This window comes from Chitinophaga sp. LS1 (genome assembly GCF_034274695.1).
In the GTDB taxonomy this organism is placed as follows: Bacteria; Bacteroidota; Bacteroidia; order Chitinophagales; family Chitinophagaceae; genus Chitinophaga.
In genome coordinates this window covers 1,573,077-1,585,679 of the sequence record NZ_CP128362.1, presented here as the reverse complement: position 1 = coordinate 1,585,679, position 12,603 = coordinate 1,573,077, and the positions used below count along the sequence as shown (strand labels likewise).

Sequence of the window (12,603 nt, the reverse complement as noted above, 5' to 3'; positions counted from 1 at the left end):
GGGTGAAAATGTAGTTTAGAGTTGAATTCTCGTGAATTGTGCAAAAATACGAAAAATGAGGCTTATTTCAATGTTTAATGTGCAAATAAAATGATGTACCGATGGGTTATTTTTTTCACCTCGGCTTTTTCACATTTCGATAACAGTTATATGGGTGAGTGTTCCCCAAGTACAGTTTCCTTGATTCCCGTAAAAAGGGTTTTCCATACCAGGTTAAAGAACGATTTATTTGGGTCCCTGGTATAGTTAGGGTGTGCAATTCTTGTTTGCCCCTTACCCGGGTTCTCATCCTTGATTACCATGAGGTTGGCAATAAAGCTGATCAGGCCCTTCTTTTTGAATTCATGGCTGCCTTCTTCTTTTTTCAGAATATTCACCTTCAGGTCTGAATAAAGGAACTTCACTTCTCCTTTTGCTCCCTTTTCATCGCCGTTCATGCTAAAGCTCAGGTCGTTGATCTTACATGATTTTACTTCTACCATGCCCAGTGGTTTCAATACCGGGTTTAGCTCTCTCCCATCCATATCTTTTATCTGCCCGGTCACGGAGAATCCGCCTCCCTTATTTTTCAGGCTAAACCCAAAATGGGCCTTCAGTTTACCACTTTTCATGAGTACGGCATCGAGGTCGATGGTGAGCATAGACTTGCGGGCAATGACTGAGTCTATATTGGTCACATTCCGGAATATGCCGTGCACCTGTTTGAAGCTAAGTTTGCCGGCTTCCTGCGATTTCGGGTTTATCTCCGAGTAGAGAATGTCTGTTTTCTTGCCAATGATGGTATCTATATTAATAGGTACCGCTACTTTTAGCAGTATCTGATTGGGGAATTTACCCAGTTTGTTGCCGGGAGATGGAGGAAGATTCCGGTTATGGTAAATATCCAGGTTACCGCTGTTAATAACCACTTTTCCGGCCTGAACGATTTGATCTTCAAGCAATAAGCGAGGTTCCAGGTTGGTAATATCAATATCATTCAGCTGTACATCGAACCTGTCGCGCTGATAGACGGATTTGTTGTCGAATTGCTCCCTGTTATACCGTGGTTCTACCTGGAACTGCTTGATTTTGATACTTCTGTCTTCTGCACTGTAGTGTACATCTCTCACATTCATCCAATAAAGGCTGTCCGGGGTGCGATAATGGTAATTTTTCAGGTCTAAAATATAGTTACGGGCATACAGGTAGCGGGTAGGATCCTGCATGGCTACGGAGTCGATGAGGAAATCCCTGACCTGTATACTCAGTTCACTCACCTGGGTATAAATCAGGCTACTATCTTTTTTGATATAGGTATACTTCAGGTTGGTATTGTCGAGGAGCAGGTTCCCCAGGTGTATCGAGGAGATTTTTTTCGAAATGTTCTGATAGGCATTCCGGGGCTTGGTCGTATCGATATTCCGGGTATTGAGTTCCAGTATGATACTGGGATTATGTAGCGCTAAGGAGCTGGCGCTCAGTTGTTTTCTGTGGAAGTAGCGCCATACTTTGAAATATTTCAGGTTGATCTCGTCAGCGCTGAAAGTATACAGGAACCTGGGGGCTTTGTGCTGTTGCTGTAAGCGGGCATAGACAGCGGAGTCCCTGACCAGGCTTACTTTTTCAAGGCTCAGGCTACCAGTAATGAGGTTGAGGTGCAATTTACTGTACTGAAGGTTATACAGGCTGTCAGACATGTCGAGGACATAGCTCTTAAGCTGTATGCGTATCTGATTATCCCAGCGGTGGGCCAGGTACCATGCGGTAGCCATGACTAAAAGAATAAAGCTGGCCAGGATGATCAGGGCTTTTTTCAGGAATCGACGTATAAAGGATTTTCTTTCCATTAGGGATGAGTGAACGAATTTCATACCAGTACGCACCCGGAAGTAAAAGTAGTGTATGTTTTCTTATATAATACAAATGCGGTATAGGTTTAATCATAGGATAAACCTATACTTATCATAGGAGTAAACCGTCAATAACCCATAGATAACCCGCACATATCCCGCCTCTATATAGATGCGGGTTATTGGCGGGATATAGGCGGCTTATGGGCGGCTTATAGGCGGGTTATCTCCCTGAGAGTGTGATAGACGTGCTATAGAGACGATGGGGTATCTGGAACCTTACACCAGGTTCCCTTTTGGAAACCACGTGTTTTGGTCACCTTACTGTCAAAACCGTTTCCATTAAAAATTGATTGACTATTTTTGTCAGGATTTTAACAATAGATAAGGAAATTTGAAAGAGTTGCAGGACATATTAACATTGGCTATCCGTCAGCCTGCTATGAGCGATCAGCTCGAGTTGGCAGTATCCGATAGCGTGGCAGTACCGGACTGTCTCGATTTCACATTGCAGCGGTTCACATATGACCGCCCTTTGCCAGTAGAAGATGTAGCGATGGTGGTATACCAACCGGCAAAAAGAGGGCAATCAGCTGCTGTGGAACTACGATATTGTGTAGCCGGGAATAAGTATTGTCAAAATCCAGGATGTACAGACCAGGTATGCGCACATAAAAAGGAGAACTGCAATTTCAAGCAGCCTTCTATCGATATGATCACTGTGCGTTTCCAGCCGTCGTTCATACAAACCCTGCAGAAGGGCTCTACGACAAGTACCTTGTTTGACATGCAGTCACGTAAGCCGTTTGTAAAGACATTGGCGCCAAGTACCAAATCAAAAGAGGTATTGGAGCAAATGGTGCATCATAATTATGAAGGGGCACTGAAGAATATCTTTTTGCAGAGCAAGGCATTGGAGTTGTTGTTATTCAGCTCTGACCAGTTTGTGCAGAACGATACAGACGACCGTTTTGGTTGTCGTTTCCTCACTCATATGGAAGATCGTGGAAAGATCGAGAAGGCAAAGGATATCTTGCTGGAACAGCTGGATGCGCCTATTACCATTCGTGATCTGGCCCGTAAGGTAGCGATGAACGAGTGTTACCTGAAGAAGGGATTCAAGGCGATGTATGGTACTACCATTTATGATTATTTCCAGAAGGAAAGAATGGAGAAGGCGAAAGGGCTGCTGTACGAAAAGGGAATGAGTGTGAGTGAAGTGGCGATTTTGATGGGGTATTCCTGTATTTCACATTTTTCCACTGCGTTTAAGAAGCATACGGGGTTGAAACCATGTGAATTGTTATTGCGCTAATAATCAGCTTATTATATCGAAAGCCTCCTGTTTACAGGGGGCTTTTTTTTTCTAAAATGGGTTTTTCATCCTTGTTGGTGAATTCCTTTTTTCATAAAGTTTTTTATTTGGATGAGGTTTTCCTTTTTCGATCATTAGTTTTCCCGAATTCGAAAAGGAACTATAGAAGATTGGTGCATCTTTGTATCACGATCGGCAGATATCTATCCTGATCATCCTTATAAGCTTCCTTATCAGATTTGACCATGGGGAAGGCTTACCGGGCAAAAGATTTGAGTAAAGCCATTATTTTGCACCTCAAACACCATATTTGACCTTTTGAAAGTGCGTTTTTTGTCAGGTAAGTCTTCTACCGTAATTACATAAAGCCGTCTCGTATTACACGAGACGGTTTTTGTTTTTAAACGGGTTGGGCTTGCCATAGGCAAGCCCAACCCGTTTAAAAACAAAAGAAAACCCCGCCCAAAAGAGCAGGGTCTGTCCTATTTATCCCTATACCTATGAAATACTAATTAGTGAAAGTAATTATTCTGCAATGGTACCAGCCTCATTAATCAACACTGCTTTTTCTGTACCGTTGTCCTGAATATTTACCTTATAATAAGAAGCAACATCTGACCTTTCTATTTTCCAACCATCTTTGATGGTGGCGGCCGGATACTTTGCTTTTACACTTGTAGCTACTGCACCTGGCAGATTAGCTTCTGTATAATTGCTGCGGGTTGCTATCCATTTACCATCTTTATCAAACTCTGCTGCTGTCTTCACTTCGTCTTTGGTAAAGTTCGCTACCCAATTGCCTCCGTAGTTCTTACTCCATTTGGCGTCCGTTCCTGCAAAGGTCTGTTGAAAAGAATCTTTTACAACTGACGGAGCTGCCATTTCTGTTTTAGCAACTACTTTTTTTGTTTTTTTTGCTGATTTTTTTTGTGCAAAAGTTGTGCCGGAAGTTACAAGTGCCACAAAAAATATTAAAACTAACTTTCTCATAATTGATCAGATATGGTTTATCAATTCTTTTTGGGTTAAGTTTTTTCAACTTATATTCTTCCGACGTTAGTTACCAAAACAATGCCAAGATTCATGTCGAACCAATGCACTGTAAAAATACAAAAAATATCCAGCAATTAAAATCAAATGGTTTACTTCTTTGTTTTTAGTCCTGATTTCCTTATAAGAGCCGGCTAAAATCCGTAACTTTGCAGAATTTTAATCAACTTACTTATTAACGTCAAAGGGCGCATAATTGTTTTATGAGCAGCAAATATCAGGAATATAATCAGCTGAATTTACCGCAGATAGCGAAAGATGTATTGGCTCGTTGGGAACAGGAACAAGCTTTCGAGCAGAGTGTTTCCCTGCGGGAAGGCGCGACCCCCTTCGTTTTTTATGAAGGTCCGCCAAGTGCTAACGGCTTACCGGGTATTCACCACGTCATTAGCCGTACCCTCAAGGACCTTGTATGCCGATATAAAACTATGCGTGGGTTCCAGGTAAAGCGTAAAGGCGGTTGGGATACCCATGGCCTGCCTGTGGAATTGGGTGTGGAAAAAACGCTCGGCATTACTAAAGAAGATATTGGAAAGACTATTTCTGTTGAAGAATATAACAAGACCTGCCGTACCGAGGTATTAAAATATAAAGATAAATGGGATGACCTGACCCGTAAAATGGGCTATTGGGTAGATCTCCAGCAACCTTATATCACTTTCGAAAATAACTATATCGAAAGCCTGTGGTGGTGTCTGCAAACCTTATACAAGAAAGGCTTGCTGTACAAGAGCGTGAGCATTCAGCCATATTCCCCTGCTGCTGGTACCGGTCTTAGCTCTCATGAACTAAACCAGCCAGGTACTTATAAAGATGTAAAGGATACTACAGTCGTAGCTACTTTCAAGGCAATCGAATCAGACAGGTCTGCTTTCCTGTTTGAAATAGCCCGCAAGGCAGATCCTGCTGCTGAAGTTTTCTTCATGGCATGGACCACTACCCCATGGACGTTGCCTTCCAACCTAGGTCTGACCGTTGGAGCAAATATCGAATACGCGCTGATCCGCACTTTTAACCCATATACCGGGTTGCCACAGTTTGTGGTAATGGCGACTGCCCTGACTGGTAAATATTTTAAGAAAGAAGGTGAAGATGGCGATTTTGCTGCGTATAAAGAAGGTGATAAAGTCATCCCATGGCAGACGCTGGCCGTTTTCAAAGGCAGCCAGCTGGAAGAAATTCGCTACGAACAACTGTTACCTTATGTACAGCCTGAAGAAGGAGATCCTTTCCGTGTCATTATAGGTGATTTCGTAACTACTGAAGATGGTACTGGTATCGTACATACTGCTCCTGCTTTTGGTGCGGACGATAACAAGGTGGGTAAGAAATATGGAATCGGTATTCTCACACTGGTAGACCGTCAGGGTAAATTCCTGGATACTGTGGGTGAATTCGGTGGCCGCTATGTAAAGAATTACAAGAGCGATCCGGAATACAAAGATGTAGATGTAGACATCGCTGTAAAACTGAAAAAAGAGAACCGCGCTTTTAAAGTTGAGAAGTATGAACATACTTATCCTCATTGCTGGCGTACAGATAAGCCTGTATTATATTATCCGCTGGATGCCTGGTTCATACGTACTACAGCGCTGAAAGACAGAATGGTAGAACTGAATAAGACGATCAACTGGAAACCGGCTTCTACTGGTACCGGTCGCTTTGGCAACTGGTTGGAGAATATGGTTGACTGGAATCTGAGCCGTAGCCGCTACTGGGGTACTCCACTGCCGGTTTGGCGTACAGAAGACAGTACGGAGGAAATCTGTATCGGTTCTATGGCAGAATTGCGTGAAGAACTGTCAAAATCTCTGGCAGCTGGTGTGATGCAAGTGCCTGCTGATCAAGAATCTGAAGCTGCTTATATCGAGCACCTGACCTCTGACCTTCACAAGCCGTTTGTTGATAACATTATATTGGTAAGTGCTTCTGGTCAGCCTATGCGCCGCGAACCAGATCTGATTGACGTATGGTTCGACAGTGGTGCAATGCCGTACGCACAATGGCATTTCCCATTTGAGAATAAAGAAACCTTTGAGCAAAACTTCCCGGCCGACTTCATCGCTGAAGGTGTGGACCAAACCCGTGGATGGTTTTATACCCTGCATGCGCTTGGTAGCATGCTCTTTGATAGCGTGGCTTACAAGACTGTGGTGAGTAACGGACTCGTCCTGGATAAGAATGGCAACAAAATGAGTAAAAGGCTCGGCAATGTGGTCAATCCTTTTGAAACTTTGGAGTCATTTGGGGCGGACGCGACCCGTTGGTACCTCATTACCAATGCTTCTCCATGGGATAGCATGAAATTTGATACTGATGGCATCCGTGAAGTACAACGTAAATTGTTCGGCACCCTGTACAATACTTATAATTTCTTTGCCATGTATGCGAACCTGGACAACTTCTCGTTCAAGGAAGCCTACATTCCGTTGGAACAGCGACCAGAAATTGACCGCTGGATCATTTCCCTGCTGAACACGCTGGTAAAAGACGTTACAGGATTTTTTGATGAATACGAGCCTACCCAGGCTGGAAGGGCAATACAGACCTTCGTAGATGAACATTTGAGTAACTGGTATGTACGTCTCTGTCGTCGCCGTTTCTGGAAGGGGGAATACGAACATGACAAGATCTCTGCTTATCAGACCCTCTTTGAATGTCTCGAAACGCTGTCCAAACTAATGGCACCGGTATCTCCGTTCTTTGCTGACTGGTTATTCAACAACCTGAATAAAGTAAGTAATCGTAGCAACAGGGTGTCTGTGCACCATGTGGACTTCCCAACAGTTGTAACAGCAGCGATCGACGCTGAACTGGAAGAAAGAATGCAGCTCGCCCAGGATATCAGTTCCCTGGTATTGTCACTCCGTAAAAAGGTAAATATTAAAGTACGTCAGCCGTTACAGAAAATATTGATACCTGTTCAGGATGGACATCTGAAGGATCAGGTTGAAAAAGTGGCTCACCTCATAAAAAGTGAAGTCAATGTGAAAGGTATTGATTATCTTACGGAAACTGCCGGTTTCATCAAGAAAAAGATCAAGCCAAACTTCAAATCCCTCGGAAGCAAAATGGGGGCAAAAATGAAAGCAGTAGCAGCAGCTATTACAACTTTCACCGATGCAGATATAGCGGCATTAGAAAGGGATGGACAGTTTAATCTATTGATCGAAAATGAGCAAGTACTTATAGTATTATCTGACGTTGAGATCATTTCAGAAGATATTCCGGGATGGACTGTAGCGAATAAAGGGGCCTTAACGGTAGCCCTGGATATTACTATTACACCTGAGTTGCTCGATGAAGGTAATGCACGTGAACTGGTGAACCGTATTCAGAAAATCAGGAAAGACAATGATTTTGAACTGACTGACAGAATACAGGTAAAAATGGCGGTTGCAGAAAGCCTCAAATCAGCGATTATTAACTATAATGACTATATTTGCACGGAAATTTTGGCAGATAGTGTGGAATTAGTGCCGGAACTACAGGATGGAGTTGAAATTGAAGTTAATGATTTGACATTTAATGTATTAGTTAACAAAAAAAGCTAATCCCATGGCAACAGGCAAAAAAGTTGCTATCAATAAGACCCAGAAGGCAGCACCGGCTACAAAAGCTTCGGTAAAGCAGGCTACACCCGCTAAGAAAGCGGCCCACGTACCCACTGCAAAAAAGACAGCGGTACAGGCTGAAAAATCTAATGCGAAGACCTTAACGTCGAAAGCCTCCGCCAAACCCGCTAAAACGGTTGCTACTCAAAAGGCTGTTGCCACAAATAAAACAGTTACAAAAGCATCCCCTTCCAGCAAGTCTGTAGCGAAACCAGCACCTGCTGAAACTGCACCCGCAGCTAAGCAGCCCGTTAACAAAGCTATGGCTCCCGTTAAGCCGGCAGCTACGAAAGTGCCTGATACAAAGCAGAAAGTAGTTGCGCCAGTCGCACCTGCTGTAAAAGAAAAACTAATTTCCAAGCCAGAAGAAAAAGAAGTAATAATGCCAGTAAAGAATAATAAAGAAAAAGACGAGAAGGAAAAAGCGGTAGCGAAAGATGCCGGCAAAAAAACAGCTGAAAAAGCGCCTGCGAAAACAGATAAAGCTCCTGCGAAAGCTGAAAAGCCTGTTGAGCGCGTAGATAAAGGCGACAAAAAAGCCGGTTCCAAAGGTAATACCCTGGTTACCTACCAGCCAGAGTTCACGAAGTCCGTACTGGATCAACCTGAACAACCTTCCGGACCTATCTATCGTTACAGTGACGCTGACCTGCAGGAATTCAGAGACCTGATCTCGAAAAAGCTGGAAGCAGCTAAGAAAGAACTGGTTTATCTGCAAGGCCTGATCACCCGTAAGGATGAAGCAGGTACCGACGATACTGAAAACAAATACATGAGTATGGAAGATGGTTCCGGTTCTCAGGAAAGAGAGCAGCTGAACCAGATGGCCAGCCGCCAGATCCAGTTCATCGATCACCTGGAAAAAGCCATGATCCGTATCGAGAACAAAACTTATGGTATTTGCCGTATGACGGGTAAGCTGATCGATAAAGCAAGGCTGCGTGCGGTTCCTCACGCTACCCTTAGTATTGAAGCTAAATTGGCTAAGAGCAAGTAATTTTCTCTTCTATAAGATAAAGCAAAAGCCCGGATGTACCATCCGGGCTTTTGCTTTGCAATATTATCGCGGTAGCTGAAATGTAACTGCATTCAGCTATTTGAATTCCTGCATTTCTACGAGCTTCTTATAGATACCATTTACTGCAATCAGCTGGTCGTGTGTACCCTGCTCCTTAATTTCTCCCTGGTCCATCACCACAATGATATCCGCATGCTGGATGGTGGATAACCTGTGTGCGATCACGATAGTCGTACGGTTTTCCATCAGTTTGTCCAGTGCATCCTGTACCAGTTTTTCTGATTCTGTATCCAGTGCAGAGGTGGCCTCGTCCAGGATCAGGATAGGCGGGTTCTTGAAGATCGCTCTCGCGATAGTCAGACGCTGACGCTGGCCACCACTCAATTTCATACCCCTATCTCCTATCTCAGTTTCATACCCGTTATCCTGTTTTATGATGAACTCGTGGGCATTGGCGATCTTAGCCGCCTTGATCACTTCTTCCTTATCCGCATTTTCCTGTCCGAAGGCGATATTATTAAAGATAGTATCATTGAAGAGGATCGCTTCCTGCGATACCATACCCATAATAGCGCGCAGGTCGTGCATTTTTACATCACGAATATCCTGACCATCTACCATGATCTTACCACCCTGTACATCGTAAAAGCGTGGCAGCAGGTCAGCCATGGTGGTTTTACCAGCGCCGCTCTTACCTACCAATGCCACCATCTTACCTTTTGGAATGGTAAGGGTAACATTCTTTAGTACAGGTGTTTCATTATATCTGAAGGTGATATTGTCGTATACGATGGCATCCTTGAATCCCTCCAGCGACTTTGCATCTGGTTTATCCTTGATGGCATTGTCCAGGTCGATGATGCGCAGTACCCTTTCGCCGGCAGCCAGACCTTTAGGCATAGACGTGATAGCGGAACCGATGTTTTTGGCAGGTGCCAGGATCTGGAAATACAGGGCCAGGTAGCCAATGAACATTTCGGGTTGCAGGTTGCTCTTGTGATTCAGAATCAGGTAACCGCCATACATCATGATTACCACCACTACCATTACACCGAGAATTTCGGATACCGGAGAGGCCATTTCACGCTGGTTCTGGATAGCTTTTACCGTTTGGGCAAAAGCAATATTGTCCTTATCAAACTTATCACGAATGAACTTTTCACCATTGAAAGCCTTGATAATACGAATACCTGACAGGGTTTCTTCGGTGATATTCACGATTTTGCCCAGCAGGCTCTGACCTTTATTGGATTGCCTTTTCAGCTTTTTGGATACACTAGTGATGAGCCAACCGGATATTGGGAAGAACACCAGGGTAAATAATGTCATCTCTTTGGAAATCACGAAGAGTGCGATAAAGGTAGAGATGATCACCAGTGGATCTCTGAACAGTGTCTGCAAAGAGGTCACTACAGAGTTTTCTACTTCTACTACATCAGAGCTAATGGTAGAGAGCAGATCGCCTTTACGTTCATCATGGAAGAAGCGGAGCGATTGTGTGCTGAACTGGTCAAACAGCTTTTCGCGCATTTTTCTTACCATGTTCACCCGCATACGGGTCAGTACTTTCTGGCTCAGGTAGCCAAAGATGTTTTTGAGTATGATGGTAATGAACAGGACGATACAGATATATATCAATACCCCGAATTTACCACCCCCTGATGCCAGCTGCTGGTTGAGGAAATAATAAAATACGTCTTTTACATAACCGAAGCTCATGGAAAATTCCGGCAGTTGGGTCACCACCGCCTGGTGCCCCGTGTCGAACAATGCACTCATCAGGGGAATGAGGAGGCCAAAGTTCATTAATCCCAGTATAGAATAGAGGATAATATAAACAATGTATTCCGGAACATAGTGGTGATAGGGCCGGGATAAATCCAGCAACCTAAAAAATGTCTTCATCTTTACTTTATTTTATATCGTATCGCGCATGCGTGTTTCCTTATCTTTGCCAGAGAGTATAGAAACAGGGCTGCAAGTTACTATAATATTAAATAGTGATTTACCTCTGGACTACATAGCTCTCAATATTAACAATTCGTATAATATGCAGGAAAGCAAGAGACAGAAACAAATTGGACAACTGTTACAAAAAGAACTGAGTGATATATTCCAGCGTCATGGATTCAATGTAGTAGACGGAGGAATGATCTCCATCTCCGCAGTGCGCGTCACCCCGGATCTGCTGGAAGCAAGGGTATACCTGAGCATGTTCCAGATCAAGGATAACCACGAGATGATCAATAGAATCAAAGAACAGATGGGTGTGATCAAGAGAGACCTGGGCAATCGTGTAGGCAAACAGTTGCGCCGTATACCAGAGCTTACCCTGTTCCTCGATGACACGTTGGATTACGTGTTCAAGATGGAGGAACTGTTCAGGAAGATTAATGACGACGATGCCGGGAAGGAAAACAAATAGGAATTTCAGCTAAAAGTATGATCTGGCAGTTCGCATCCCGGTATTTCAGGGCCAAAAAGAGTACTAATGCCATCAATATTATTGCATGGGTGAGCGTATCGGCTATTGCAGTCGGTGTGGCTGCCCTGATTGTTATTCTTAGTGTATTCAATGGCTTTGAAGGGTTGGTCAAGTCATTATATTCTACCTTTTACCCTTCTGTAAAGGTGAGTCCGGCGTCAGGGAAATCTTTGCATCTTACACCTGCACAGCTTAAGCAGATAGCTGGGGTAAAAGGTGTGGCAAACATGGCAGAGGTGATCGAGGAAAAAGCGGTGTTGCGATACGGAGATGGAGATCAGACAATCGCTATCCTGAAAGGTGTAGATAGTAATTATAATAAGGTAGCGGCTGTGAATAAAAGCATGGTGCGTGGTCATTTTGATACCGGCGATGAGCTGGCTTACAGAGCCGTATTGGGTTTGGAGCTGGAAATGGCGCTGGGGGTAGATGTAGAAAAAAGCCTTGTACCGCTGACGGTTTACCTGCCCCGTCGCAATATCACGAGTGTAACTACACCTGAAGATGCACTGGGAAGTGGTATCCTCTACCCTTCCGGCTCCTTTGCAATTCAACAGGACTTCAACAGCAAGTATGTCATTACCCATATCGATTTTATGAGAGGGGTATTAGGCATGGGACCAGATGAAATGTCGGCATTGGAAGTAGGTGCTAAGTCCGGTGTGAATGATAATGATCTGAAGGCAAGGCTGAAGCAGCTATTGGGAGATGGCTACCTGATACAGACAAGATATGAACAGAACCAGGCGCTGTATGCGATTATGCAGACGGAGAAGTGGGCGGTATATGTGATCATGTCATTTATAATGGTGATCGCTGCTTTCAACATGATTGGTTCACTCTATATGCTGGTTATGGAAAAGCAGAAAGACATCACGATTCTGAAGGCTATGGGAGCCAGGAGTAGCCTCATTACCCGCATCTTCCTTATGGAGGGATTGATTATTGCGGGGATCGGTACCGGAATAGGTTTTACAATCAGTATTATCTTCTGTATACTACAGGATAAGTTTGGGTTGATCAAATTGCAGGGGCAATCATTTTTAGTACCTGCGTACCCGGTGAGTATGCATTTGAGTGATTTTGTACTGGTAAGTATTACGATAGTTGTAATTGGATTAGCTGCCAGCTGGTATCCGGCAAGGAGAGCGGGGCGGCAACATGTAGCGCTAAAGGCTACCTAAAATGCTTCAGGATTAAGCTTCGGCGCCAGCTAATAAAGGATTAAGCTACTGCTAACGCCGAAGCTTAATCCGGCCACAAAAAAAATGGGCAAATCACGAAGTGATCTG

The 12,603-nt window shown here is 43.9% G+C and carries 8 protein-coding genes; 5 read left to right on the top strand and 3 right to left on the bottom strand.

Annotated features, from left to right (window positions below; all coding sequences use genetic code 11):
- Positions 1 to 146 precede the first annotated feature (146 nt).
- Complete coding sequence (locus tag QQL36_RS06520; protein WP_321569340.1) at positions 147 to 1,826, bottom strand: hypothetical protein; 1,680 nt, start codon at positions 1,824 to 1,826, stop codon at positions 147 to 149.
- Positions 1,827 to 2,232: 406 nt separating this feature from the next.
- On the opposite strand from QQL36_RS06520, the gene QQL36_RS06515 reads away from it, so the two are divergent.
- Entirely contained in the window at positions 2,233 to 3,144 is a 912-nt protein-coding gene (locus QQL36_RS06515) for an AraC family transcriptional regulator (RefSeq protein ID WP_321569339.1), read from the top strand.
- A 525-nt stretch (positions 3,145 to 3,669) separates the two neighbouring features.
- Here the strand turns inward: QQL36_RS06515 and QQL36_RS06510 are convergent.
- On the bottom strand, positions 3,670 to 4,134 hold the full coding sequence (locus QQL36_RS06510) for a PepSY-like domain-containing protein (protein ID WP_321569338.1): 465 nt from the start codon (positions 4,132 to 4,134) through the stop codon (positions 3,670 to 3,672).
- Between the two features lie 263 nt (positions 4,135 to 4,397).
- Here QQL36_RS06510 and ileS point away from each other — a divergent pair, with 263 nt between their 5' ends.
- The gene (gene ileS, locus QQL36_RS06505) at positions 4,398 to 7,748 is read left to right on the top strand and encodes an isoleucine--tRNA ligase (RefSeq protein WP_321569337.1); all 3,351 of its coding nucleotides are present in this window, start codon (positions 4,398 to 4,400) and stop codon (positions 7,746 to 7,748) included.
- Positions 7,749 to 7,752: 4 nt separating this feature from the next.
- Entirely contained in the window at positions 7,753 to 8,805 is a 1,053-nt protein-coding gene (locus QQL36_RS06500) for a TraR/DksA C4-type zinc finger protein (protein WP_143708793.1), read from the top strand.
- Positions 8,806 to 8,901: 96 nt separating this feature from the next.
- Here QQL36_RS06500 and QQL36_RS06495 read toward each other — a convergent pair whose 3' ends face one another.
- Positions 8,902 to 10,731, bottom strand: coding sequence for an ABC transporter ATP-binding protein (locus QQL36_RS06495; RefSeq protein WP_321569336.1), 1,830 nt, complete (start codon positions 10,729 to 10,731; stop codon positions 8,902 to 8,904).
- 145 nt (positions 10,732 to 10,876) lie between these two features.
- On the opposite strand from QQL36_RS06495, the gene rbfA reads away from it, so the two are divergent.
- On the top strand, positions 10,877 to 11,251 hold the full coding sequence (gene rbfA / locus QQL36_RS06490) for a 30S ribosome-binding factor RbfA (RefSeq protein ID WP_321569335.1): 375 nt from the start codon (positions 10,877 to 10,879) through the stop codon (positions 11,249 to 11,251).
- Between the two features lie 17 nt (positions 11,252 to 11,268).
- Positions 11,269 to 12,495 (top strand): FtsX-like permease family protein, encoded by a 1,227-nt coding sequence (locus tag QQL36_RS06485; RefSeq protein ID WP_083722198.1) that lies wholly within the window; start codon positions 11,269 to 11,271, stop codon positions 12,493 to 12,495.
- Positions 12,496 to 12,603: the final 108 nt, after the last annotated feature.

Coding starts and splice junctions, on each gene's coding strand:
- QQL36_RS06520 (WP_321569340.1), bottom strand. CDS start 1,826: ATGGAAAGAAAATCCTTTATACGTCGATTCCTGAAAAAAGCCCTGATC.
- QQL36_RS06510 (WP_321569338.1), bottom strand. CDS start 4,134: ATGAGAAAGTTAGTTTTAATATTTTTTGTGGCACTTGTAACTTCCGGC.
- ileS (WP_321569337.1), top strand. CDS start 4,398: ATGAGCAGCAAATATCAGGAATATAATCAGCTGAATTTACCGCAGATA.
- QQL36_RS06500 (WP_143708793.1), top strand. CDS start 7,753: ATGGCAACAGGCAAAAAAGTTGCTATCAATAAGACCCAGAAGGCAGCA.
- QQL36_RS06495 (WP_321569336.1), bottom strand. CDS start 10,731: ATGAAGACATTTTTTAGGTTGCTGGATTTATCCCGGCCCTATCACCAC.
- rbfA (WP_321569335.1), top strand. CDS start 10,877: ATGCAGGAAAGCAAGAGACAGAAACAAATTGGACAACTGTTACAAAAA.
- QQL36_RS06485 (WP_083722198.1), top strand. CDS start 11,269: ATGATCTGGCAGTTCGCATCCCGGTATTTCAGGGCCAAAAAGAGTACT.